At 63.0% G+C, this 24733-nt stretch carries 19 protein-coding genes; 11 read left to right on the top strand and 8 right to left on the bottom strand.

Features of this window, described 5'->3' with window-relative positions:
- The first annotated feature begins 136 nt into the window (after positions 1–136).
- The 4 genes from CXY74_RS02680 (at position 137) to CXY74_RS02665 (ending at position 4682) form a co-directional block, all read left to right on the top strand.
- Positions 137–1393, top strand: coding sequence for an O-antigen ligase family protein (locus tag CXY74_RS02680; protein ID WP_146070037.1), 1257 nt, complete (start codon positions 137–139; stop codon positions 1391–1393).
- Positions 1390–2460 carry an acyltransferase family protein gene (locus CXY74_RS02675; protein ID WP_104199003.1) on the top strand — a complete coding sequence of 357 codons (1071 nt, stop codon included), beginning with the start codon at positions 1390–1392 and terminating at the stop codon, positions 2458–2460. Before CXY74_RS02680 ends, CXY74_RS02675 begins: the two co-directional genes overlap by 4 nt.
- The gene (locus CXY74_RS02670; RefSeq protein ID WP_104199002.1) at positions 2457–3518 is read left to right on the top strand and encodes an acyltransferase family protein; all 1062 of its coding nucleotides are present in this window, start codon (positions 2457–2459) and stop codon (positions 3516–3518) included. Before CXY74_RS02675 ends, CXY74_RS02670 begins: the two co-directional genes overlap by 4 nt.
- Before the next feature lie 303 nt (positions 3519–3821).
- On the top strand, positions 3822–4682 hold the full coding sequence (locus CXY74_RS02665; RefSeq protein ID WP_104199001.1) for a hypothetical protein: 861 nt from the start codon (positions 3822–3824) through the stop codon (positions 4680–4682).
- Between the two features lie 485 nt (positions 4683–5167).
- Here the strand turns inward: CXY74_RS02665 and CXY74_RS17480 are convergent, their stop codons facing one another.
- Positions 5168–5440, bottom strand: a complete 273-nt coding sequence (locus CXY74_RS17480) for a hypothetical protein (protein WP_158252283.1) — start codon at positions 5438–5440, stop codon at positions 5168–5170.
- A 22-nt stretch (positions 5441–5462) separates the two neighbouring features.
- Between CXY74_RS17480 and CXY74_RS17475 the strand changes: the two genes are divergently transcribed.
- The gene (locus CXY74_RS17475; RefSeq protein ID WP_158252282.1) at positions 5463–6119 is read left to right on the top strand and encodes a right-handed parallel beta-helix repeat-containing protein; all 657 of its coding nucleotides are present in this window, start codon (positions 5463–5465) and stop codon (positions 6117–6119) included.
- Positions 6120–6210: 91 nt separating this feature from the next.
- On the opposite strand, the gene CXY74_RS02655 is transcribed toward CXY74_RS17475, so the two are convergent.
- Complete coding sequence (locus CXY74_RS02655; protein ID WP_104198999.1) at positions 6211–6729, bottom strand: adenylyltransferase/cytidyltransferase family protein; 519 nt, start codon at positions 6727–6729, stop codon at positions 6211–6213.
- Between the two features lie 252 nt (positions 6730–6981).
- Here CXY74_RS02655 and CXY74_RS02650 point away from each other — a divergent pair, with 252 nt between their 5' ends.
- On the top strand, positions 6982–8841 hold the full coding sequence (locus CXY74_RS02650; protein ID WP_104198998.1) for a hypothetical protein: 1860 nt from the start codon (positions 6982–6984) through the stop codon (positions 8839–8841).
- 82 nt (positions 8842–8923) lie between these two features.
- Here CXY74_RS02650 and CXY74_RS02645 read toward each other — a convergent pair whose 3' ends face one another.
- Positions 8924–9997 carry a glycosyltransferase family 4 protein gene (locus tag CXY74_RS02645; RefSeq protein ID WP_104198997.1) on the bottom strand — a complete coding sequence of 358 codons (1074 nt, stop codon included), beginning with the start codon at positions 9995–9997 and terminating at the stop codon, positions 8924–8926.
- Positions 9998–10222: 225 nt separating this feature from the next.
- Between CXY74_RS02645 and CXY74_RS02640 the strand changes: the two genes are divergently transcribed.
- The 4 genes from CXY74_RS02640 to CXY74_RS02625 all read left to right on the top strand — a co-directional run bounded on the left by CXY74_RS02640 (position 10223) and on the right by CXY74_RS02625 (position 16783).
- Positions 10223–10960, top strand: a complete 738-nt coding sequence (locus tag CXY74_RS02640) for a hypothetical protein (protein ID WP_104198996.1) — start codon at positions 10223–10225, stop codon at positions 10958–10960.
- Between the two features lie 119 nt (positions 10961–11079).
- Entirely contained in the window at positions 11080–14658 is a 3579-nt protein-coding gene (locus CXY74_RS02635) for a PKD domain-containing protein (RefSeq protein WP_233193177.1), read from the top strand.
- A 78-nt stretch (positions 14659–14736) separates the two neighbouring features.
- A complete protein-coding gene (locus CXY74_RS02630; RefSeq protein WP_104198995.1) occupies positions 14737–15711 on the top strand; it encodes a glycosyltransferase family 2 protein in 975 nt (324 codons plus the stop codon).
- Complete coding sequence (locus CXY74_RS02625) at positions 15704–16783, top strand: glycosyltransferase family 4 protein (RefSeq protein WP_104198994.1); 1080 nt, start codon at positions 15704–15706, stop codon at positions 16781–16783. Before CXY74_RS02630 ends, CXY74_RS02625 begins: the two co-directional genes overlap by 8 nt.
- Positions 16784–16824: 41 nt before the next feature.
- Here the strand turns inward: CXY74_RS02625 and CXY74_RS02620 are convergent, their stop codons facing one another.
- From CXY74_RS02620 to CXY74_RS02600, 5 genes are all read right to left on the bottom strand, one after another.
- The gene (locus tag CXY74_RS02620; RefSeq protein ID WP_104198993.1) at positions 16825–17835 is read right to left on the bottom strand and encodes a glycosyltransferase; all 1011 of its coding nucleotides are present in this window, start codon (positions 17833–17835) and stop codon (positions 16825–16827) included.
- A complete protein-coding gene (locus CXY74_RS02615) occupies positions 17835–19313 on the bottom strand; it encodes a polysaccharide biosynthesis tyrosine autokinase (RefSeq protein ID WP_104198992.1) in 1479 nt (492 codons plus the stop codon). The genes CXY74_RS02620 and CXY74_RS02615 overlap by 1 nt, the downstream gene beginning before the upstream one ends.
- A 115-nt stretch (positions 19314–19428) precedes the next feature.
- On the bottom strand, positions 19429–20202 hold the full coding sequence (locus CXY74_RS02610) for a CDP-alcohol phosphatidyltransferase family protein (RefSeq protein WP_104198991.1): 774 nt from the start codon (positions 20200–20202) through the stop codon (positions 19429–19431).
- The gene (locus tag CXY74_RS02605; RefSeq protein ID WP_104198990.1) at positions 20199–21452 is read right to left on the bottom strand and encodes a DUF1972 domain-containing protein; all 1254 of its coding nucleotides are present in this window, start codon (positions 21450–21452) and stop codon (positions 20199–20201) included. The genes CXY74_RS02610 and CXY74_RS02605 overlap by 4 nt, the downstream gene beginning before the upstream one ends.
- A gap of 1 nt (position 21453) precedes the next feature.
- On the bottom strand, positions 21454–23001 hold the full coding sequence (locus tag CXY74_RS02600) for a sugar transferase (protein ID WP_199183126.1): 1548 nt from the start codon (positions 22999–23001) through the stop codon (positions 21454–21456).
- Between the two features lie 473 nt (positions 23002–23474).
- Here CXY74_RS02600 and CXY74_RS02595 point away from each other — a divergent pair, with 473 nt between their 5' ends.
- Entirely contained in the window at positions 23475–24524 is a 1050-nt protein-coding gene (locus CXY74_RS02595) for a dipeptidase (protein WP_104198989.1), read from the top strand.
- The last annotated feature ends 209 nt before the right edge of the window (positions 24525–24733 follow it).

Here is a 24733-nt window from a genome sequence, read left to right as displayed (position 1 = left end):
CGCAACAGGGGCTGATGCCCGAATCGTCCCTGTGCGGCCCGGGTGGTGGTTGCTATTGATCTCTCAGGTGCGCTCCAATATCACTGCGGTGCGTCCTGCTCCGGTGCCACTCCGACGCACCCGCGCGGGACGTTTCGTGCACCAGACCCCGCCCCTCGTCAATAAGTTCATTGCCGTTGTTGTTCTGGTCGTTGTCGCGCTGCGCATCGACATCGACCGAGGCGTCACTGTGGGCGCCGTGGTCTGTGTGGCTCTCTTCCCTGTTTGGTTCCCGATTCTGCGCCAATACTGGGGCGCTCGGCTGCTCCTGGTCGGCGGCCTGGTCGCGATCGGCTCGGGTATCTGGCTCACCGTCCTATCTGCGCCCACGCACGAGGCGAGTCTCGGTCAGGCGTTCGGGTCGATCGCCGGTCTCGTCGGGTTGATCGCCGGCGTCGGATTCGTGCTCTGGGCGCGCACCGTTCTGCCCGACTCCCAAATCGCCATCTGGTTCGGTGCTGGAATCCTGCTCGGTGTCTCGCCGTCGAGTGAGCTGTACGCGGCGAATCCATGGCGTTTCGGCTACTCGGTAGCCCTGACGATTCTGCTGCTCGGAATCACGCTGCAGTTGCGCCGCCGCTGGCTGGAGCTGGCCGTCGCGCTGGGACTCACCGTCGTGGCTACCTTGACGGATGCCCGTTCCGCGTTCGCGTTCATGCTGCTGACTGTCCTGTTGGTCGCCTGGCAAATGCGTCCGACCCGACCCACGCGCGGCAAGTCGGCGCTGCGCGCCCTCCTCGGACTCGGCGTTCTTGGTCTCATCGTCTTCAACGTGATTCAGTCGCTCATTCTTGACGGCGCACTCGGTGAAGCCACCCAGCAGCGTACCCTCGCCCAGCTCAACGAGACCGGTTCGCTCATCCTCGGCGGGCGCCCCGAACTCGCGGCGACGATCGCGCTCATGCAGCATCAGCCGTGGGGGTTCGGCGTTGGCACCGTACCTAATCCAGAAGACATACTGGCCGCCAAGACCGGCATGGCTGCGATCAACTACGAGCCGAATAACGGCTATGTCGACAACTACATGTTCGGCGGCCACATCGAACTGCACTCGGTCATCGGTGACTTCTGGGCGGCCTTCGGCATTCCCGGGCTTGTGCTCGCCCTTCTCATTCTCGTGCTCATCGTGCGCAGTATCGGCGTACACGTGGCAGCCAACACCGCCAGCGCCGTGCTGCTGTACCTCGGCATCAAAGCCGTCTGGTTCATGTTCTTCGGCCCGTTTTTCAGCTCATCCGTGCTGCTCGTTCTCGTTCTCGGACTCCTCATCACCCGCAGGGTGTCGACCGAAGGGGATGCCGCTCTGCAGCGCTCCGGACCACTTCGGCCCACGATGGTGCGGCGTCGACGATGAGCGCCAGCAAACCCGCGGCCGAACGCGTTGGCTGGGTGGATACCGGCCGGGGCATCGCTATCCTGCTCGTCGCCCTGTTCCACTCAGCGAACTGGCTGATTGGCGCTGGTTTCGATATTCCGTTCTGGCGCGAAATCAACGACTCACTGTCCTCGATGCGCATGCCCTTGTTCTTTGTTCTGTCGGGTCTGTTCGCCCCCAAATGGCTCCTCAAGCCGTGGCGCGATCTGTGGACGGTCAAGGTGCGCCTCTACCTCTGGGTCTTCCTGCTGTGGGAGGTGATCGGTTCGATCGTTTTCTTGCTCGGTCAGACCATGAAGGGCGAGGGCTTCGGCCTTCGCCAAGCTGTGCTGGGCCTTATCGTGTCCCCGGTGCTGCCCCGGTTCGAACTCTGGTTCATCTGGGCTTTGTCGATCTTCTTCGTCGTGGCCAAGCTCAGCCGTAGAGTCGACCCTCGATTGCAACTCGTCATCGCCGGCGCTGTATCCGTCGTGGCCCTGAGCGGGCTGGAGACGGCCAACGTGGGCTGGTCCGGGTCGCTCAAGTACTACTTTTTCTTTCTGGGCGGCATCTACCTGCGTAGCTGGATCATTCGCATCGGTACGGTCGATAACCGGCTGCTCGTGGGTACTGCCATGTTGGTCTGGGTGGCCGTCACCGCCACCATCGCGCTGCTCGGGCTGCGCGACGTCTTCGGTTTGTATTTTCTGAACTGTCTGGTCGGTGTCGTCGGCGGGATTGCGTTTAGCCGCACCCTGCACGGCGTGCGCTGGTTCGGCACGATCGGGCGCGTCACCCTGCCCATTTACCTGGCGCACACACCCATTGTCATCCTGATCTCCTTTCTGCTCTCCCTGCCGGTCTCCTTCCCTGCCGTCGCCGTCATTGCGCCCATCCTGCCGCCCATTCTCGCGGTCACGGCCGTACTCCTCGCCCTCTCCCTCAATCGATTCGCGTCGCGAAGTGCACTGCGCTTCGCCTACGAGCCGCCGCCGGTCATCATCGAGTTCGACCAGCGTCTCTTTCGCTTGATTCGTCCGTCCCGATCGACCGAGGAGTCGACATGACCCGGGCGCCGTCAGTTGCTCAAGTGGCACCCCGGGAAGCCTGGATCGACGTCGCGAAGGGGATCGCGATCACCCTGGTCGTGCTCTACCACTCGATCATGTATCTCGATGAGGTCGGGCTGGCCGGTGCGCTCGCCCCGCTCAACCCACTGTTCGACACGTTTCGCATGCCCCTGTTCTTTTTCATGTCGGGAATTCTGGCCGCGTCGGCCATCCGCCTGCCCTACTGGCAGTTATTTCGCAAGCGGATATCGCTGCTCCTGTACCTCTACGTAGCCTGGGTAACCCTACAGACACTGTTCTTGCTCGCTCTCCCCCCGATCAGCCCGTCGGGAGCGCCCAACGCCACCTGGGCCAACCTCATCACCCTTTTCGTACGGCCCGGTTCCAACCTGTGGTTCATCTACGCCTTGCCGCTGTTTTTCACGCTGGCCTGGTTGATGCGGCGATGGGCCCCGGCCGTGCAAGTCGCTCTAGCCACTGTCATCGCGGTGCTGTTCGGTTCGGGAGTGCTGCACACCGGCTCGCCGTGGGACAAAATGGGCAAGTACGTTGTGTTCTTCATCGCCGCTATTTATCTTGGGCCGTTGGTACGTCGCCGCGTCCCACACGTGCGCTGGTGGCATGTTGCCCTGTTGTGCCTCGGCTATGTTGCGCTGGTCGTGATCACCACGAAATTGACGCTCACCAAGGTTCCATTCGTGTTGCTGGTCTTAAGTGCGTTCGCCGTCGTTGTCGGCATCACCGTCGCCGTTGTGCTGGCGAGGATACCCGCCTTCGATTTTGTGCGTTCGCTGGGCTCCCGCACCCTGCCGATCTACCTCGTACACACTTTTCCCATGACGGCGCTGGCGGCCATTCTGGTTGCCTTCGACGTACCACCCGATCCGGTCGTGGTGGCGACGCTGTTACCGCTGCTGCTGTGCGCCGGTTCGATCGCGGTCGCTCTGGTGCTCCATTGGCGGTTTCACACCGTTCCGGGCATCTTCACTGTGCCGGTTAAATCCTGGGTCATCGTTCGGCAGCGAACAGTGAGCTCAACGAATACACAACGCTAATTTGACGTAATTTCATTTTCGGGTAACACTCTAGTAGCTATCGGCGACGCCCTACAGTTGTCTCACCCGCATACCCGAGCGTGCACCACCCGAAATGAATTCATGACCGACCATATCTCACGTTCTCATCGGCGACCGCTCACCCTGACCCCGCAGTATTCTCGCGGCGTACACCAGCACCACCCCGCCGTACATCGTTATGACCCACCTCGTCCAGCCCTGACTCGTCTCGATCTGATGAATGCAGTCCGTCTGCCACGCACTCGGACGCGGCGCAATGCCAGCACACGACCCCCAGCTTTCGTGGCCGCAGCTACCCTCGCCGTTCTCATTCCGCTGGCTGGCTTGGCGGCCCCGGCTCAGGCCTCGACCGGAGGCGTCGTTCGGATTGCCACCGCCAGTGCCGGTAGTACCGGAGTTCCTTCCGGTACGACCCTGAGGGTGCACAACGGCGATCTCAATATCACTCAGGCCGGTACCGTCATCAGCGGCTTGGACATTCGCGGTCTGGTCAAGATCAACGCGATCAACGTGACGATCAAGAACTCGATCATTCGCGGACGAAGTGTTAGCGCTCCCGCTGCGCTGGTCAATAACCTCGGCGGGCGGTCGGGTCTGAAGATCATCGACTCGGAGTTGTATTCGTCACAGCCGTCCCCCGATATCAATGGCATCTACGGCTACAACTTCACGCTGACCCGCGTTGATATCCACGGCGTCATTGATGGTGTTCACGTGACCGGCAGTAACGTCACGATCGCGAATTCCTGGTTGCACGGCAACCTGCACTACACGAGTGACCCGAATCAGGGCGGAAAGCCCAGCCATGATGACTCCATCCAGATTCAAAAGGGCAGCAATATCAAGGTGTACGGAAGTACCCTGAGCGGTTCCCACAACGCCGGAGTGCAGATCAGGCAGGACACCGGTGACGTCTCGAACTTCTCCTTCACGAACAACTTCGCCGACGGCGGCGCCTGCACTATCAACGTGGCCCAGAAGTCATATGGTCCGATCTACGGCACCGTCGTCACCGACAACAAGTTTGGACGCAATACCAAGGTGGCCAACTGTGCCATCATCTCGCCCAGTACGACCAAGATCAGCACCGCGCGAAACTACTACACGCCCGATAGCTTGACAGTTTCGGTGCATGCGGGCTAACCCGGCAAGCCAAAGCCAAAGCCAAAGCCAAAGCCAAAGCCAAAGCCAAAGCCAAAGCCAAAGAGCGCGCGGCCTACGCAGCGCCCGCCTCAGGGGCTTCACAGCTTCTCGTTTGACCGAACCGCATCGACACGGAATGCTGTACCAATGACAGGCGGCTCCCCTCAGCTGCCCCGCCCAACACGCCCCGAAGCGTGTGCAGGACACGAAATCACCTAAATGAAACTCAACCCGAAACTGACCCACGGCCTACCCGCCGCACAGAGAACTCGTTCCCCGTTTCGCCGCGCACGCACGACGGCAGTCGCCGCTGTGGTACTCGGATTGACCGGTGCTTTTGGGGGAATCGCTCCCGCTCAAGCTGCGGAAGAGATAGCACCCGCCTATACAATCACTCCAGTGCGGGGCGAGCCCGCAGCGCCCCCCGCGGCCGGCACTGCGTTCGGAATGGGCCTGACTCCGGCGCAGTTGCGCTGGCTGCTGGCTCAACTCTTTCCGACCACTCCCGAACCGATTGTGGCTCCGGCACCGAGTCCTGCTCCAGTGCCGAGCCCGGCTCCGGCACCGAGTCCTGCTCCGGCACCGAGTCCTGCTCCAGTGCCGAGCCCGGCTCCGGCACCGAGTCCTGCTCCAGTGCCGGCGCCGACACTGCCCTCAACGGGAGGCACGCCGAACGGCAGCAACACCGGCGTGCCAGCGGGCACCAGGTTGACGGTGCACAACGGCGACCTAACTATCACCGAGGCGGGCACCGCCATTGACGGATTGGACATTCGGGGCATGGTCAGGATCGAAGCTCCCAACGTCACAATCAAAAATTCGATCGTGCGCGGGCGAGACCTGAGTGGTCCGATGGCCCTTATCAGCAATCTCGGCGGCTACGAAAATCTGCGTATCATCGACACGGAGCTGTTTCCCTCCACGCCGTCACCCGATGTTCAGGGCATCTACGGCTACAACTTTGAGGCAAAACGCCTCAACATCCATGGTGTCATCGACGGTATCCACCTCACTGGCGGAAACGTCGCGATCACGGACTCCTGGGTGCACGACAACCTGCACTACGACAGGGACCCAAATCAGGGAGGCACGCCGAGCCACGACGATTCCATACAAATTCAGGAAGGATCAAACATTCGCATCGACGGCAACCGGTTGACCGGTGCCTGGAATGCTTCCGTGCAGGTCACTCAGGACCGCGGCGACGTGTCCAATCTCACCATCACAGATAATGTGGCCGATGGCGGCGGATGCTCGATCAACCTTGCCGAGAAATCCCACGGCCCCCTGCAGGGAGTAGTCATCGCTGACAATATTTTTGGTCGCAATACTCGGGTCGACGATTGCGCGGTGATTGCGCGTTCGTCCACGAAGGTGCAGATGGCGCACAACTACTACACGCCAGATGACACCTTGGTCGTGATTCACCCCGGATAATCGGCGCATCCAGGAAACGAGAAAGGAGGGCGGGTTCCTCGTGCACTGCACGCGGACCCCGCCCTCCCGCCGTTCTGGGAGCCAATCGGCTCTAGGAGGTGCCGTCGATCGCTCGGGTCTGCCAGCGGGAAGCGGCATCCGGTCGCGTCAACGCATCCAGGGCCCGACGCAGTATCGTGCTCGAGGTGTTCACTGTGTAGGGGAAATAGACCACATCAACGCCGACAGCGGCGAACTCGCGCTCCAGGTGCATACCGCGAGGGGTGCCTCGCCAGTCGTCGCCCTTGAAGAAAACGTCGAAGCGCAGCTGGCGCCACGTCTCCAACTTGTCTTGCACGACTTCAGCGACGGCCTCATCGACGAATGAGATATGACGCACAATCTCGAGGCGCTCGACCAGGGGAACCACCGGGGTGACGCCCTTGGTCAGCTCCAGCATTTCATCGGACACGACGCCAGCGATCAAGTAGTCGCACTGGCTTTTGGCGTGTTTAAGAATGTTGAGGTGGCCCACGTGAAAAAGGTCGAAAGCGCCCGCGGCATAGCCGATGCGAAGAGGCCTTGTTGAGTTGGAGCCTGAATCGGGGGAAAGTGATTGTCCTGCGGCCATAAAATGCTCAGATTTCTCTCAGGCTACCCCGCGAGCGCGGCAGGATACGAATAGAAGATCAGGGGAGGTAATGAGGAATCGTAACGTCTATTGACCGGCCTGACTAGGGCGCCGCTTGCCACGTTCATGTCCGGGCTGCTGGCGATTGTGGCAACCTGCACTTTGCGGGTAGGAGGAAACAAGAAACTGAGTATAATTCACCAACTGCGGGGTCGTCTCGAGGCCACCGCAACTAGAAAATGAGGCTCCTTTATGTTGTGGCGTTTCCGTTCCCCCGTGCCAGCCATTGTCGCCCTCGCCGTACTCTTCGGTGCGATCTTTACTGGGGCGGGAGCGGCCCAGGCCGACACCTCACCCCCCAACGCCTCCACTCCGAAGACCGTTGCAGCGGATGCCCTGCCTACAGCGCAAATCAACGGCGTCGTGTGGTCGCAGGTCATCGTGGGAAACACGGTCTACGTCGGCGGTGAATTTACCAAGGCCCGTCCCTCGGGAGCCCCTGCCGGAACGAGCGAGGTCTCTCGCAACAATCTCATGGCCTACAACTTGTCGACCGGGGTGATGACATCCTTCAATCCCAGTGTGAATGGTGTCGTGCGGGCGATTACCGCCTCCCCTGACGGATCCCGCATCTATGTCGGTGGTGGCTTCAGTACTGTCGGAGGCGTCGCCCGCTCGCGGCTCGCCGCCTTCAGTGCAACAACCGGTGCGCTCTTGTCCGACTGGAAGCCCACGGCAAACGGCACCGTCCGTGCCCTCGACGCCTTCGGCGGCACGGTGTATGCCGGCGGAAGCTTCACGTCGACCAGCGGCCAAAGCCGCCAGAGGGCCGCATCGTTTAATGGCCCGACCGGTGCCGTGGGGGCGTGGAAGGGCACCATTCCCAATGGTGCGGTCAACGCGCTGACGGTCTCACCCAACGGCGACCGGGTCGTCATTGGCGGGTCATTCACCTCGTACAACGGGGCAACCACTCCCGGCTACGGGATGGCCGCCACGAACTCGAGCACGGGCGCCGGAGTGACCTGGAACATTGGCAAGCTGATCAAGAATGCCGGCCCCAACGGGGCCATCCTCTCGCTCACCTCTGACGCTGACGGCGTCTACGGTACCGGCTATGATTTCGGGGCCGGTGCCATGTTCGAGGGAACCTTCCGGGCTAGCTGGAGCAGCGGCAACATCGTCTGGATCGAAGACTGCCATGGTGACACGTATTCGGCTGTGCCGGTCGGCGACGTTGTCTACACCACCGCCCACGCCCATTTCTGCGGCAATATCGGCGGCCCCCCCGAGACGACGCCGCGCAGCTACCACCGCACCCTGACGTTTACCAAGGCCGCCGGCTGCACGATTGCCCCCAATCAAACGGGCAGCAGTTACTTCAACTTCGGGGGCCGGCCGTGCCCCACCCTGCTGGCGTTCTTTCCCGACATCAACACCGGCACCTATACCGGGCAGGGTCAGGGGCCGTGGAACCTCGCGGCGAACTCCCAGTACGTTCTCTACGGTGGCGAGTTCACGATTGTCAATAACAAACGCCAACAGGGGCTCGTGCGCTTCGCTGTCTCGTCGATCGCGCCGAACAAGGAGGGTCCCAAGGCCACGGGTGCCAACTTTCAGCCCACGCTCAGCACCCCCAGCGCGAACTCGGTGAATGTGACCTGGAAATCCAACTACGACCGAGACAATGCACAGCTCACCTACCAGGTGCTCCGAAACGGGGTCGTGGTGCGCACGCAAACCGGGCTGTCAGCGGACTGGATTCGGCCCAGCATTAGCTGGACTGACACTGGGCGATCGGGTGGCACAACCTACACCTACCAAGTGCGGGCGACCGATCCGTTCGGCAATACTGTGACCGGATCGTCGGCAAGCATCCAGGCGACCGGCGCGGCCAACAAGACGGCTCCCGACCAGACCATCACGCCGGATGCGCCGGCGAATGCCCCCGACGCAACGCTGACTCCGGATGTGGTTCCGACGCCCGACGTAGTTCCCGACGTAGTTCCCCTGCCGGATGTCGTGCCGGAACCCGAGGTGCAGCAGGACCCCGGAACCAAACCGATGCCGATTGACGCGCCAGTGCCGCTGCCCGAGGTGCCAGCCGCCTAGAGCGGTGAGCTCGTCGTCCATCACCCCTGAAGGGGCCGCCCGCTAATCGAGTGGTCCCTCTGGGGTTTGCTCTGTATTGTCGCTAACTTCTGGTGATGACCCGTGCAATGAGGTCACGACGGCGCTCCTGGGAAAAAAGTCTGTTGACCGCGGCTGGTTCTGGCAGTGAAGGGTGTGCTTTCAGTGTCACGGATAAGTCAAGGAGTGCGGCGGTGATGTCCCGGTCAGGGGAATCCGAGCGCGGCACCCCAATGCCGCCGACGACCGGAAGGACTTCTCCCGCGCCGCCGTCCGCGAAGCCAACCGATCGCAGGCCGACCCGCCAGGCTTCGATCGGTACCAACCCGAACGGCTCAGGTGTAGACGGAAAACAGGCGACGGCGTCGATCTCGCCGGCGATGGCCGCCACCGAGGCCGCCTCTCCGCGGTACTCGATGCGCGGATCACGACTGACCAGTGCCAACACGTCCTGAAGAGCATCATCCTGTCCGGAGTATGGCGCACCAAAGAGCAGGAGCCGCCAATCCCGGCCGGACAACGCCGTCGATTGAAATGCCGTGGCCACCTCCAGGTGCCCCTTGTGCCCATTGACGCGTCCAACGACGGCGAGCGTCAGGGGGTCGTGCACACCACGCACCGGTATCGCCTCAACGGCGCTGAAGACCGGAGACGTAACCGTCAGGCGGTCCCACCCAACGCCTTGGGAGTGCAGCCACTCGGCAGTGGCCCGGCTGCATGCGCACACCGGAAACGTGCCGGGTGCCAGCAATGTGCGCACAAGCAGGCCACCGACTCGTCCCAGGAGCAGTTCGTGCACCGAGACATAGAAGCGTCGGCGACGCAGACGGAGCAGAGGAATATAGGCGCTCAGGGCCAGGGTCCACAAAACCACGACGTCGGCGAGCGCCACGTCGTGCCGCAGGGTGAGCGGATGTAGCAGGTCGGTCAATTTGCTTCGGCGCAGCACTACCAGCGCCGGATCGATGACGACCGAAACCGCTGCGCCGAACCGGGCCAGGTCTGTGGACAACGGACCGGTGTGTGGAACAACGATGAGTACCTCGTGCCCGAGGCTGACCAGGCACTCTACTTCCTGGCAGAGCACCTTGCTGGCACCGTAGGCATCATTGCTGCCGTGCAGAATGGCAAATTTCATGTCTGTCGCCTCGGTCGGGTGTTTGGTATGTTGCCGGGTAAGTGCCGGAATTCCACACTGTACAGCCTGAGTGCGTGCCCCCGTTCGGGGTGCAGTCGCCCCCTAGGAATGAGGGTGCGTCCCGTGTATTAATAGCTGCACCGCGTTAATGGCGCACGGCGTCAGTAGCTGCACCAAAGAATTCAACCCGATCGTGCGACCAGCCGAGCAACCTGGAGTTTCACCATGGCAGTGCGCCACCCCGTCGATGACAACACCGGTCCCACCGTGGGTGGGAATTCGATTTCTCGGCGGCGTGTCTGGTGGATCGTTGCATCCGCTGCGCTGGCAGTACTCATCGTCGTCCTCGTGGTCGCCGGTGTCGCCGCATCGAACAATGGTGGCCCGAACACGGCTGCAAACAACGGCAACGGTCCTGCGCCGAGCCCGCGGATGACGGCAACGCCCACCGCAGTGCCATCGCCCGACCCATCACCCACACCGGGTCCGACTGCCGCGACGCCCGCGCCGACCGAGGCTGTTGCTGCCGAACCTGCTCCGCCTGCCGAACCTGCTCCGCCCGCCGCGCAGGCGCCGGTGCCGCTGACCGATTCCGCCGCGGCCGTTCCGGGTGTGGTGTTCAGCATCGGCACACTCGAAGCCGTCGACGGGGTCGCGCGCGGTCCGGGCGAGGTGGGCGGGCCTTCCCTGCGGTTTGCTGTGACCGTGCGCAATGACACGGCCGACGTTGTGCCATTGACCTCAACCGTGGTCAACCTGTTTTTCGGTGCTGAGCAGAGTCCGGCGACTGAATTGACGGCGTCGGGTGGAGCGCCGCTACCGGAATCGGTCGCTGCGGGAGCGACCCAGCAGGGGGTTTTCGTTTTCGCGGTGCCGGGTGACCAGCGCGACCAGGTGCGCATCGCCGTAGATTACTCTGCGGGCGTGCCGATCGTGCTGTTTGAGGGCGCAGCCCCGCGCTGAGTGGCTCTGTGGTCGTGCCCCGGATAGGGGGCAGGCAGTTATGAAAGATTCTCACTATACTCCGAAGAATGCGGTGGCTACCCGACGGCCCGGCACCTCGTCTTGAGTAAGGAATCATCGTGCGACTTCTTTTTGCATCTCGCCCGCACGTCAACGCGATCATGGCCACGTCCAGTGACACGATCCGACCGAATGCCACTCGGTCGCTGAAAGTGGGCTGGGCCACTCTGGTGACCATCGTCGCGGTGCTCGCGAGCCTCGTGACGGTGCCTCTGATGGCGCAGGCGGACACCAGCCCGGTGGATGCTGGCACACCGCTCACGGTCGCTGCCGATGCCTTGCCCACGACCCAGATCAACGGTGTCGTCTGGTCCCAGGTCATTGTCGGCAACACTGTCTATGCCGGAGGCGAGTTCACACGGGCTCGGCCGGCCGGCTCGGCAGCCGGTGTGAACGAAGTTGTCCGCAACAACCTGCTCGCCTACAATTTGTCCACCGGCGTGCTGGTCGAGAGCTTCAATCCAGACCTGAACGGAGCCGTACGGTCTCTCGTGGCATCGACCGATGGTACCCGGCTGTACGCCGGAGGGTTCTTCACGACCGTTGGCGGGGTAGCCAGATACCGCCTGGCTGCGTTCGACACTGTCAGCGGCTCCCTTATCTCCTCCTGGGCACCGACGGTGAACGCCTCGGTGAAGAGCTTGGCAACGTTCGGTGACACCGTGTACGTGGGCGGGGTGTTCACCACGGCCAACGGCGTCGCTCGTAATCAAATCGCTGCTTTCGCCGCCTCAAATGGCGCGCTGCGTGGATGGAGCGGAGAACCGGTCGGGGGGTCGGTCAACACCATGGCGGTTTCGCCGGACGGCACCAAAGTTCTTATCGGCGGGTCGTTCACCTCGTACAACGGCAGCGGCGCCCCCGGCTACGGGATGGCCGCGACGGATGCCGTCACCGGCGCTTCCCTGCCCTGGGCCGTCAACGCCCTGATTCGCAATGCCGGCGTCAACGGGGCCATCACCAGCCTGACCTCTTCGGCCGCCGGCGCCTTCGGCACCGGCTACGACTTTGGAAGCGGGGCAAACTTCGAGGGCACCTTCCGGGTGAGCTGGAGCGACGGCTCCCTCATCTGGATGGAAGACTGTCACGGCGACACCTACTCGGCGGTGCCATTCGGCAACGTTGTGTACACCACCGGTCACACGCACTACTGCGGCAACATGGGCGGCCCGGTCGAGACCACACCACGCTCCTACCACCGCACTCTCACCTTCTCCATGGCTGCGACCGGCACGCTCACTCCCAATGCCGTCGGTAGCTATGCCAGCTTCACCGGCAAGCCGAGTCCGAGCATCCTGACATTCTACCCCGAGATCAACTCGGGCACGTTTACCGGTCAAGGCCAGGGGCCGTGGACCATCACCGGCGACGGGCGGTACCTGCTCTATGGCGGTGAATTCACCAACGTCAACAACAAGGGCCAACAGGGCTTGGTGCGCTTCGCCAGCACGGCAATCGCGCCCAATAAGGAAGGCCCACGCGTGGCCAACGCGGCCTTCGCGTCATCCGCTTTCGTGCCCACCGTGGACTCCCTTTCGGCGGGCACCGCCCGCATTGGATGGAAGGCCGCCTACGACCGTGATAACGAACAGCTCAGCTACGAGGTGCTGCGTGACGGTGTCTCCGTTGGCACTGTGACCGGTCTGTCGACCGACTGGTCCCGACCGGCGATGGGCTTCACCGACACCGGACTCACATCCGGGCAGATCTACGTCTACCGCGTGCGTGTACGGGACTCCTTCGGCAATGTCAAAACCGGCGGTCCGACCAGCGTGACCGTATCGGGTTCGGGTGGCTACAGCGCCTACGCCAAGACCGTGCAGAGCGATTCGCCCTCGTCATACTGGCCTCTCGGCGAATCCAGTGGTACGACAGCCTACGACTGGGCAGCAGCCTCAAACGAGACCGCAGGCACCGGCGTCATCCGCAACGTACCGGGCGCGCTTGCTGCAGACTCGGGCACAGCCTCCCGCTTCAGTGGCACGACCGTGGGCACGGCGGCATCATCCGCTTTCGAAACTCCTCGCGGTGCTTTCACCGTGGAAGCCTGGGTGAAGACCACCACCACGAAGGGCGGCAAAATCATCGGGCTGGGCAACAGCGCCACCGGCGCCTCGACCGCCTACGATCGCCAGATCTATATGGACAACGTCGGACGACTCTGGTTCGGTGTGAAGCCGGGCATCTTGCGCACGGTCAACACGACCGCGGCATACAACGACGGCCAATGGCATCACATCGTCGCGTCCGTCGGCGCTGCCGGAATGTCCCTCTACGTCGACGGCACCCTCGCCGCCCAGCGCACCGACACGACGTCGGCGGCGCCGGTCCAGGGCTACTGGCGCATAGGCGGCGACAACCTCAGCGGTTGGACCAGCCGACCGACCAGCGATTATATTGAGGCCGACATCGACGAAGTGGCCGTCTATAACACGGCCCTTGGGGCTAGTGCCATCGCCCGGCACAACTCGATCGGCCGATTCGGACCGCCCGCCAACGTGGCACCGACGGCGTCATTCAGCAGCGCGATCACATACCGCAACCTGAGCGTTGATGCCACCGGATCGACCGACTCCGACGGCACCATCGCGGGTTACGCCTGGGACTTCGGCGATAACAGCACCACAACCGGAGCCACCGCAACGCACTCTTACGCGGCCGCCGGCAGCTACCTGGTCACTCTCATCGTCACCGACGACGCGGGAGCGAGCACGGTTACCACCCGCACGGTTGATGCCACCGAACCGCCGGCCAATGCGCTGCCAACAGCAGCATTCAGCTATCAAGCCACGCCGCTTACCGTGGCGGTGGATGCCTCCACCTCCGCCGACAGCGACGGCACCGTCACCGGCTACAGCTGGAGCTTCGGTGACGGGAGCTCCGGCAGCGGCGTGACCGCCTCGCACAGCTACGCGGTCGAGGGCGCCTACGACGTGACCCTTACCGTGACCGACAATTCCTTAGCCACCGCGCAAACCAGGCAGACGGTTGTCGTTCCGGCAGCCGACCCGAACACACCGCTGGCTGCCGACGCGTTCTCCCGCAGCCTGGCAACCGGCCTGGGCGCCGCCGACACCGGGGGAGCCTGGACGACGACCGGTACGGCATCGAATTACTCGGTCAGTGGTGGAGTCGGCCGCCTCAAGGCCGCCGCCGGAGCCACCGTCAATGCTTATCTGTCGGGCGTGTCCCTGCTCGACACCGACATGCTCGTCACAACGACCCTTCAGCAGGATGCGACCGGTTCCGGCGCGTACACCTCGCTGATCGGCCGGCGGGTCGGCACGGACGACTATCGGGTGCGCATGAAGAATCTGTCGACCGGAGTTGTGCAACTGCAACTCATGCGTGGTGCTACCAGCCTGAAGGCCCAGAACATTTCCGGCCTCACCTACACAACCGGAAGCGCGCTGCAACTGCGCGTTCAGGTCATCGGCTCCGCTCCGACGACAATTCGTGCCAAAGTTTGGGCCCTCGGCGCGCCGGAACCCTCAGCGTGGCAGACCACGGTGACGGATTCGACGGCTGCGATGCAGACATCCGGTGCCGTTGGTCTGGCCTTCTATCTGGGGTCGACCGCCACAGTGACGCCCGTCACCGCGACCTTCGATGACTTGATCGTGAAGCGAGCCAATTGAACGGCGGCCCGGTCTCGACCTCATCGTTCAAGCACGGCGCGAACAGCACTTTTCTCACCGCTACAGAAGGGATTGGCCATGTCACTTGCCAATCGGTCCACAGGTGACCCGCGCGTAGTGATCGCGGTGCTGACCTATCGACGCCCGGCCGACCTGGAGGAGCTCCTGCCGGAACTGCTCGATCAGGCCGGCATGGTGCTGGCACCGGTGGAGATCATCGTCATCGACAACGATCCTGATGCCGGAGCTCGCACCCTCGTGACCGACACCAGGTGGGTCGAAGCTGGGGAGCCCGCATCGACCGGGGGGACGCCCATCCGATACGCGCACGAGCCCACCCCGGGTATCGCCTCGGCGCGCAATAGAGCGCTGCAGGAAGGCCAGGGTGCCGACCTGCTTATTTTCATCGACGATGACGAACGACCCAGCAGTCACTGGCTCGTGCAGTTGCTCGATACCTATTCGACCTATCGGCCCGCGGCTGTCGTTGGCCCGGTACTGTCGCAGTACGACATCGAACCGGACCAGTGGATTCGGGCTGGTGGCTTCTTCGAGCGCCGCCGGTTCACTACAGGCACACCGGTATCGCTCGCGGCAACGAATAATCTGCTGCTCGATCTGGCCCAGGTGCGTCGGTTGGAGCTCAGCTTTGACGAACGGTTCGGGCTGTCAGGCGGGTCGGACTCGTTGTTCACCCGGCAGCTGCACCAGCGCGGCGGGCAGATGATCTGGTGCGATGAAGCCATCGTCATCGATATAGTTCCGGCGGATCGGCTTACCCGGGAGTGGGTGCTGCAACGGGCATTTCGCATGGGTAACACCTGGAGTCGTATCAACCTCGACGACACTGACCGTGCCAAACGGGTGCTGGTGCGGATGAGCTTGCAAGCGCGTGGCGCCGCGCGGCTGTGCGGCGGGATCGTGCGATACATTGCTGGATCCCTCGTCGGGCAGGTCCCGTTGCGCGCCCGAGGACTGCGCACAGCCGCCCGCGGTGCCGGGATGCTGGCAGGTTCCGTGGGCTCGGTCTACCACGAGTACAAGCGTGGCTAGCGGTCGAATTCGAACCGACCGGGCACGGCTGTACCGTACGCTGCGCAGCGCCCACCTGGAACGAGCACATGAGTTGCCGCCGGCCGCCATTCTGTTCCGAATCAAAAGGTATGACTTTCACGAGGAACTGGCGACGGGCCTCGTGCTCGTGCAGGCTCACCCCGTGCGAGCCGCGTGGTTGCTGGCTCACTCCACGGTCACGACGCTGGAAATTGGTGAACCGCTCATGCTCTCGAGCGTCTGGGCCAGCACGCTAGCGATCAGTGCCCTCCGCCTGCGTGCGCTGATCGGCGGTAGCCGAGCAAGCATCGTGTGTTACGCCCTGGAAAACGCAGACCCGTTCCAACGCCAACTCGAGATCCGGGCGCGACTGCGTCGCGGTCTCAACGGCGTTGCCGCCCGCTTCGTCTGGCGTCAGACCGACCGCATCGTTTTCGGAACGGATGCGGCGCGCGTCACGTACCGCACAGCCCTGCCCGAACCTGCCCGGGATGCCGTCTCGGTCGTTATTCCGGCGTTGCCAGCCCCCTGCACCTGCAGCGCTGACGGCGACCCTGAGGTGAACCGGGTGGTTTTTCTTGGAGCGTTCGCCCAGCGTAAAGGGTTGCCGAGCCTTCTCGCGGCTTGGCCCCTCGTGACCAAAGCGCTGCCCGAGGCTCGCCTTACCCTGATCGGTAAGGGTGCGCTGGAGAATCAGGCGCGGCAGGCTGTCGCCAGCGACCCAACGATCGAGCTTGTCATCGACCCGCCACGTAGCGAGATTCACCGACAGTTGCGTCGCGCCAGCGTGCTGGCCCTGCCCAGCCAGCCGACCGCCACGTGGCGTGAGCAGGTCGGTCTGCCGATCGTCGAGGGTCTCGCGCACGACTGCTCGATTGTGACCACGACCGAAACCGGGCTTGCGTCCTGGCTTGAGGAGCACGGCCACGAAGCGGTCGCGCCGGGCTGCACGCCGCAGCTGCTGGCGGATGCCGTCGTGCGCGCGCTGCTGGCACCTCGCCCCGCAGCCGAGGATCTGCCGGCCATCGATGGCCGGCTCGCCGCCGACGCCTGGTTATTTGTTGGCGCCTGAGCGCTCAGCCGCCGATCGTGGGCCAGCCGATCCCGTTGGCTTCAGCGCGAGCGGACTGACTGAATGGCCCGGCCATAGGCTGCGACGTGATCGGCGGCTCCGACCGACCACCGGCGGCGCGAGAGGTCGGGCGCGGGGGCGCTCCGAGGCCGCCGAGCGCGCGAGAGGGCATCGGCCAGAACCTCTGCGCACAGCGGTCCGGTGTAGGTGAGCACCCAATCAGTGCCAACCTCGTTGGCCAGAGCGGTGGTTACCGCGTTCTCTGGCACCAATACTGCCCGGTCGAGCGAGAGGGCCAGCAGAGCTGCGCCGGAGTTGTGCATCTCGGTGTAGGGCAACACGACCAGTTCGGCTGCGTGGATGGCGTCGGCCAGTTCGGAGTCACTGGCGTGGCGCAGCATAAACTCGATGCGCGGGTCGCCGGCCGCCGTGAGCTGCAGCCGCTTTGCCAGGTCGCGTGTTTGGGGAGCACCGACAATATGCAGCGTGGGCAAGGGATCGTCCAGGGCGGCGGTGCTCAGCTGGCGAAAAGCGTGGACCAGGGTGTCCACACCCTTGTAGGGGCGAATGAGTCCGAAGTAGAGCAATCGACCTGGCACGGGCGCGCCCGTCGTCAGGTCACCGGACCAGTCTCGGTAATCGCCGTGCGGGATGGTGTGTTCGAGCGCGTCAGCGGGCACCGGTGTGAATGAATTGAGCCTGATCCACAGGGTGGTGCGCTGGTCGAACCGCTCAAGTAAACGTTGGTCATGCTGCGGTGAGAGCTCATGGCTCCGCACGTTGTGCAGCGTACGCACCACCGCGGTGCGACGCAGACGCAGCCGCACCAGAAAAAGGCGGAACAACATACGTCTAGCTAGCGCCCGGGCAGGTGTCCGGCCCTGCACGAGAATCTCCGGCCAGTGTACGTGGAACACGTCGTAACGGCTGGTGAGCGCTCGGCGCCAGGTGAAGCCGAGCACCTCGACGGATGGGCTGAGCGACCGGCTCAATTGCAGCAGGTAGGGATTCGTCGTAGTGCGACCCTCCGGAAAAGATTGGAGGACCCGCACTATGACGACCGTGTCGATTCCGACGTGCGGGAGCTGCGACGCCCCGTCTCATCAAAGGTGGCGCGAGGCGCTCGAGTAGCCGTGACCCGGTTGGTCGGTTCCGGAGTCAGCGCGGCAGTGCGAGTTGTTGGGGCGAGCGGCCCGTAGTACACTTCAGCTCGACGCTCCCGCACTTGGTTGAGAACGATGCCGAGAATGCGCGCATTGACAGCTTCGAGCGACTCCAGCGTGGTGGCCAACTGTTGGCGGGTGGTCGTCTTGTAACGGGCGACGACGATGGCGCCGTCGGTGAGATGTGACAGACCGAGGGCGTCGGTGGCTGGCAGCAGTGGCGGGGAATCGACGACGATGAAGTCGTACTCGAGCAGTAGGCGTTGCATCAGGGTTTTCATTGCGGCCGAACCGAGCAACTGTCCGGGGTTGGGCGGCACAGCGCCGGAGGGCAACACGTCGAGGCCATTCGACCAGCGCACGATGGCGTCGTCGGGTCCGACATCGCCGAGCAGAACAGTCGTCAGTCCGACGTCGCCTTCGAGATCACACAGCTCGGCGATCGACGGGCGACGTAGGTCGGCATCAATCAGGAGTACGCGCGACGAACGTTCCGCCATGGCGAGGGCAAGGTTGATTGCGGTCGTGGATTTGCCATCACGCGTCACCGCGGACGTAACCACTGCGCTGCGTGGCGGGCTGTCCACGTCGATGAATTCCAGGTTGGCCCGCACCCGCCGGTACGCCTCAGCCAGGGCACTGTGTGGCATCACTCGCATGATCAGGCCTGCTGGATCGGTGCGCTTCTTGCGACCGATTTTTCCAAGCAGGGGATCGGAGGAGACCCGATCGAGGTCCTTCTCCGTGCTCACCCGGGTATCGAACACCTCGCGGGACAGTGCGTACAGCACGCCGAGAACGAGCCCGATCAGCAATCCGGTGATGACGATCAGCTGCGTATTCGGTGCAAACGGGCTGCCCGGCAGTTGAGCCGGAGAAACCGTCTCGACCGTGATCGACGGCAAGTTGTCGGGCCCTTTCGGCGCCAGATTCCCTACCGCAGTGGCGAGGGAATCGGAGATAGCATCAGCGAGGGCCACGGCCTGCGTCGACGACCGGCTAGTAACGGTGATGTTGATAAACACCGTGTTGATGGGAATCTCCGCGGTGACGCGGGAGGCCAAGGCCTGCGTGGAAATATTCAATCCGAGCTTGCTGATCACCGGCCCCAGAACGGTTGGTGTCGTGGCGAGTTGCGCGTAGGACTGCACAAGGTTTTGAGTGAAGGTTGACGACTGCAGCAGCTCGCTGGTCGTCTCACCCCGGTCACTCGTCACGAAGACACTGTTGGTTGCCTGGTACTGCGCCGGAAGGGTGGCCGCGTAGCCCCACGCCACCGCGCCGCCGAGGAGGCCCACAATAGCGATGAGCAACCACCGCCTCGTGATGGTCCTCAGATAGTCGATCGGTTCCACAGCTTTCTCCATCCGGTTGCGCCTACACTACAATCAAGGTGATCAAAACTCACCTCTGAATGGGTGAAAACGCATCCCCAGAACGAGGCACAGGGCGAAGTCGTTACGTTGTCACCGCAGATGGCGGCTAAGGTCGGGCGACTTCCAGGCGTCCCAGCGCGGTCATATCGCGAAACCATTTACCCAGCGCCAAGGCGAGATAAAGCGCATTGGCCACGAAAAGCACGCTGTACAGGCCGAAAAACACCAACGGAGCGCCCAGCAACACGAAGGCGAGACACAGCACGCCGTAGTCGGTCGGCAGCCCAAGAACAGACCGTAGCGGGGAGCGGGGAGCGGTGGAAGGCGGCGCCGTCGGCGCGTGCTTGGCTTTGAGCAGGTCGTTCAGAATCATTGCGAAGAACGACACGGCAGCCACGGCCGCAAACCCGACGGGCACGAGCAGCCAAGTCGAGCTGGAGAGTGGAAAATGTGTGAACATCGTGATGAGCACCGCTAGATGCAAGGTTGAGATCTTGATGGAGTCAACGACGTGGTCGAGCCATTCCCCCGAGGGGGAACCGCCACCGCGCAACCTGGCGACCTGGCCGTCGGCCGAGTCGAAGGCATACCCGATGGCGAGCAGCAGCCACACGACGAGTCCGAGCCACCAGCTCGGCTCACCGATCGCCAGTAGTCCGATCGCGCAGAACGTGAAGCCAGCGCTGACGGCAGTGACGTTGTTGGGGGTCAGGCCCAGACGAAACGCGCCCGCCGCGAGGTAGCGCCCGACGCGGCGGTTCACGTAGACGGAATAGAGTGGCGCGCCGCGGGCCGCGGTCTTCTGAGCGGAGGACAGACGCCGCACGGTGTCAGAGTACGTTTCGGTCGAACGAGCGATTCGGGCCGAGGTGCTGGTCATGAGGTGATCCCCCTGGATAGTGCGGTTGATGGTTGATTGCTCAGGGTGTCGGACAGGCTCCACATCGATACTCCGGCCCTGCCGGTGCTTTGACGGTGAGTGCTGTAGCCGACGGCCACGCGCCGGGCGAGTTGTTCGTAACTGTCCGAGACGCTGTCCCAGTTGTAGAGTTCCGCAGCGCGTCGTTGCAGCGCCGCGGCAACTTCGGCCACGCGCTCGGCGTTCAGTTCGGCATCTTCGAGCAAAGCACTCAGGGACTCCGCCCGCACGAAGTAGGCACCGTCGACACCGAGGACCTCACGATTGAAGATGACGTCCCACGCGATGACCTTGGTGCCGGCACCCATTGCCCGCAACAGCGACGGGTTCGTTCCGCCGACCGAATGACCATGCAGGTAGGTGCTGGCATGAGTGTAGAGCTGGTCAAGCTGATCCTGGTCCCAGACACTGCCAAGCATGCGAATGCGGGAATCAGACGCGGCGAGGTCGCTGATACGGGTGATGTGGTTGGCAGCGTACGGCGCAGAGCCGACGACGACGAGTGGCAGGCGGGCAGCGCTGGCCCGATATCCTTCCACGATGACATCGACGTGGTTTTCTGGTTCGAACCGGGCGACGACGAGATGATAGCCGCCGGGGCGAAGATCGAGTTCGGCGAGCCGATCGGTCGGGGTGTCCTGCAAGATTCGCGTGCCGTAGGAGATCAATTCGGTTGAAATGGAAAATTCGTCCCGGTAATAGTCGACGATGCCTTGTGCGTCAGCGATGAGGGCATCAGCTTCGCGCACCGATACTTCCTCGGCCCAGCGGTAGTAGCGCCTCCCCGCGCCACCCCATTTGTCGCGCTTCCATTCCAGGCCGTCGACGTGCACGACGCTGGGGATTCCGCGGAGGCGCAACAGCGGCACAAATGGGGCGTTGGCGGCGTTGAAGACGAACGCGACATCGGCCGGACGGTGCAGGGTGGCGTGGAAGACCGACAGTCCGGTGTGGCTCAGGGTCTCGAGAATCTTGTGGCGTAGTGCCGGCAGCTCTACGAGTTTCATGCCGAGGTACTCTTTTGGCACCGGCTGGGCGGCGCGGCGGCAGTAGACGGTGACGTCGTGGCCACGGTCGACGAGGCGGCGACCGATCTCCTCGACGGCAGTTTCAAATCCGCCGTAGGCGGCGGGCACTCCGCGGGTACCGATCATTGCGATGCTCAGACGCCGGTGGTTGGTGGGCGCAGTGTGTTCGATGCCCGCGGTCATGTCAATACGCCCCTACTGGTTGAATGACGGTCTTGAAGGTGCGCCAGATGATCATCAGGTCGCCGGTGAGGGACCAATTCTCGACGTAATACAAGTCGAGTCGAACGCTGTCTTCCCAGCTGAGATTCGACCGTCCGTTGACCTGCCACATGCCGGTCAGGCCGGGCTTGATGTACAGGCGGCGATGCACGTGGGTTTCGTAGACCTGCACTTCTTCGGGCAGTGGCGGGCGGGGTCCGACCAGGCTCATCTCGCCCACGAAAATGTTCCACAGCTGGGGTAGCTCGTCGAGCGAGTACTTGCGCAGCACGCGACCGATCTTGGTGATCCGGGGGTCGTTGCGAATCTTGAACAGCACCCCGGAAGCTTCGTTCTGGTCGAGTAGGCCGGCCAGATCGTCTTCCGCGTTCTTCACCATGGAGCGGAATTTGATCATGCGAAAGGTTTGTCCGTTGCGGCCGCAGCGTTCCTGCCGAAACAGTACGGGGCCGGCGCTGTCCAGCTTGATGAGCACGGCAATGACCGCGAGCACGGGCAGCAGGAACACCAGGGCAAGGGACGTCGTGACGATGTCCAGGGTTCGCTTGAGGGCGTGGCGCCCCCCCTCGAATCGGGGAATTTCCACGTGGATCAGCGGGAGGCCGTCTACCGGGCGAAAGTGGATTCGGGGACCAGCAACATCCGTTAGCCGGCTGGAGAGAACGAGCTCCGCTGACGTTCCTTCGAGGTCCCAGCCGAGATTGCGAATGTAGGAACTGCCGCCGCTGGGCTGCCCGGCCACGATGACGGTGTCGACGCCCATGGCGGCTGCCGCAGCGGCGACATGTGCGAAATCGGACACGATCGGCACCATGCGTTCGCCAGCCGAGATCTCATCACCGATGCCGTCTTCCAGGGCAGCGCCAACGATGTAGTAGGCAGCGCCGGACTTGTTGTCGATCTGGCTGACGACGTATTCCACGTCGTCGCGGTTTCCTACGACGATCACGCGAGAGAGGTAATGGCCGAACTTGCGCTGGTGCAGTAGCCATTTGCGCCACAGCCACCGTTCCAGAACCAGCACGACGATGCCGAGGGGGAGCGCCAGAATAAAGTACAGCCGGGCGATGTCGATGTTGGAGATCAGAAAGACGATGGCGAGCATGCCGAAGGTCACAGCGCTGGCGTTGATGACTTGCTTGTATTCACTCGCGCCGACGCCGACGATTCGGGAATCCCTGGTGTGAAAAAGTTCGAGGGTCATGAGCCAGGTCGTTACGATTAGCAGCGACAGGAGCCAGTAATTGGCGCTGAACGATCCCGGTACGGCTGGAATGCCATCAACGCCGAACCGAAACACCAATGCCACACCGACAGCGAAAACGATGACGGTGACATCGGTCAGTCGAAGCTTGGTGCGGTACCGTCGCGCCCAGATCAACCCAGAGGAAGCGGTGTCGACGGCGATATCGGCGTGTGCCGACGTGGCCTGGTCGACGAGCCGCAGTTTCGGGGTGTGCCCAAGCGGCAGGGACTGGGCAGAGGACGCGGGAGAATCTGATTCACTCATGCGTCGTTCCTCCTGCAGTCGAGCGTAGAAGCTGCGCCAGGTACGGCCGGTGCGGGGGTGAGTAAGGGGTCGCCGAGGGGGTTCGGCGGGTTACAAGTGAAAATCACTTTTTCATTCCCTGCAGTCGGGTTTACAGGAACAGGTGGTCATGGTGACAAGGTGACGATGCTGGCACTTGTCGGTGGCGGAGCGCGGCATTTGAAGATGATTCTTTCTCAGCAACTTACTGGCAGAGACTACCCCGATTCCAGTCGGTGGCGCTGTAACCTCAATTGGGGTGAAAACCCCTTGCTTGGGGGATGTTGCAGCGGCGGGTGTCCCGGCCGCTTGGAATTGCCGCACTTCAGCCCCGGTTTTGCGGGCAAAAAACTCAAAACTGAGCGCCGCAGTGCCGGGTGGCTTGGGCGCACAAAATGCCTGGTGGTGTAAGACCTAGGCTGGCCTGAGCGCATCGATTGCCGGGAAGAGTTCACATGACCGTAAGAAGTCCGAAATTTGCCGTTATTGATGGCCACAACGATCTTGCCTGGGCCTGCCGCGAGCATCGCCACTACTCGGTTGCCGGGCTGGACGCCGAATACGATTCGGAGCGCAGTCAAGTTCAGACGGATGTCCCCAGGCTGCGTCTCGGTGGGGTGCAGGGCCAATTCTGGTCGGTGTGGGTGCATAGCGATTTCACGGGCGCCGATTCCGTGCAGGCCACCCTGGAACAGATCGATTTCATTGACCGCCTGATTGCGGCCTACCCCGACGATTTCGAGCGGGCCGTGACCGCCGACGACGTTCAACGCGCACAACACGCCGGCAGGATTGCGTCGCTACTGGGGGTCGAGGGCGGCAATCAGATGAACAACTCGCTCGCGGTGCTTCGCGAGTATGCGCGGCTCGGCGTGCGCTACATGACCCTGACCTGGAACTCGACGACCGACTGGGCTGATGCGGCCGTCGATGTGGCGACTCACAACGGTCTCAACGATCGAGGCCGGGCCGTCATCGCCGAGATGAACCGCATCGGAATGATGGTCGATCTTTCGCACGTCTCCGCTGCCACCATGCAGGACGCCCTCGATGCCACAACGCTCCCCATTCTGTTCAGCCATTCCTCGTGCTTCGCCCTCAATCCGCACCCGCGCAACGTGCCCGACGCGATTCTCACCCAGCTCGCCGCCAACGATGGTGTGCAGATGATCACCTTCGTGCCGGCCTTCCTCTCCGCCGACTACCGCGACTGGGAAGACCATGGTTCGGTGGGGGAGAAGCCGCAGGTTACCGTGGCGCATGTGGCTGACCACGTTGAGCATGCCCGCAATGTGGCCGGCGTCGATCACATCGGTCTCGGCGGTGACTTCGACGGCTGCCCCGACATGCCGGTCGGCCTTGCCGACGTGTCGGAATACCCCAACCTGTTTGCTGAACTCGAACGGCGCGGCTGGAGCGATGCCGACCTCACCAAGCTTGGTTCCCAGAACGTTCTGCGTGTTCTTCGCGCAAACGACCCCGCCTACCGCGCCTTCGTGGCCTAGGGTCACTTGAATCGGGTCGCTGAACGTGGCCCCGGACGACGCAGGGCCGCTCTGGCTTGGACGACATTTTGATCGGAACGACGCAGTCAGCCTCAAGCTCTGTTTTCTCGAGTCCGTCGGTAGTAGTCCGCCGTTTTATTACCCCTAATCGCCCCGAGCGTCCACGAGTGGAGGCTGATCCGGGTACCCGCGAGGGTCTCACGTGTTAC

Origin of the sequence: Cryobacterium sp. Y29, from assembly GCF_002929825.1 — a bacterium.
Lineage (GTDB): Bacteria > Actinomycetota > Actinomycetes > Actinomycetales > Microbacteriaceae > Cryobacterium.
The sequence above is the reverse complement of the archived record's forward strand: the minus strand, read 5'-3'. Positions and strand labels throughout refer to the sequence as shown.

Bases quoted from the DNA above. Each gene is read 5' to 3' on its own strand.
- CXY74_RS02640 (WP_104198996.1), top strand. From the start codon at position 10,223: ATGGCAGTGCGCCACCCCGTCGATGACAACACCGGTCCCACCGTGGGT.
- CXY74_RS17475 (WP_158252282.1), top strand. From the start codon at position 5,463: ATGGTCAGGATCGAAGCTCCCAACGTCACAATCAAAAATTCGATCGTG.
- CXY74_RS02630 (WP_104198995.1), top strand. From the start codon at position 14,737: ATGTCACTTGCCAATCGGTCCACAGGTGACCCGCGCGTAGTGATCGCG.
- CXY74_RS02650 (WP_104198998.1), top strand. From the start codon at position 6,982: ATGTTGTGGCGTTTCCGTTCCCCCGTGCCAGCCATTGTCGCCCTCGCC.
- CXY74_RS17480 (WP_158252283.1), bottom strand. From the start codon at position 5,440: ATGGCGGTGCCCGCCTCGGTGATAGTTAGGTCGCCGTTGTGCACCGTC.
- CXY74_RS02610 (WP_104198991.1), bottom strand. From the start codon at position 20,202: ATGACCAGCACCTCGGCCCGAATCGCTCGTTCGACCGAAACGTACTCT.
- CXY74_RS02595 (WP_104198989.1), top strand. From the start codon at position 23,475: ATGACCGTAAGAAGTCCGAAATTTGCCGTTATTGATGGCCACAACGAT.
- CXY74_RS02655 (WP_104198999.1), bottom strand. From the start codon at position 6,729: ATGGCCGCAGGACAATCACTTTCCCCCGATTCAGGCTCCAACTCAACA.
- CXY74_RS02600 (WP_199183126.1), bottom strand. From the start codon at position 23,001: ATGAGTGAATCAGATTCTCCCGCGTCCTCTGCCCAGTCCCTGCCGCTT.
- CXY74_RS02670 (WP_104199002.1), top strand. From the start codon at position 2,457: ATGACCCGGGCGCCGTCAGTTGCTCAAGTGGCACCCCGGGAAGCCTGG.
- CXY74_RS02605 (WP_104198990.1), bottom strand. From the start codon at position 21,452: ATGACCGCGGGCATCGAACACACTGCGCCCACCAACCACCGGCGTCTG.
- CXY74_RS02675 (WP_104199003.1), top strand. From the start codon at position 1,390: ATGAGCGCCAGCAAACCCGCGGCCGAACGCGTTGGCTGGGTGGATACC.
- CXY74_RS02615 (WP_104198992.1), bottom strand. From the start codon at position 19,313: ATGGAGAAAGCTGTGGAACCGATCGACTATCTGAGGACCATCACGAGG.
- CXY74_RS02645 (WP_104198997.1), bottom strand. From the start codon at position 9,997: ATGAAATTTGCCATTCTGCACGGCAGCAATGATGCCTACGGTGCCAGC.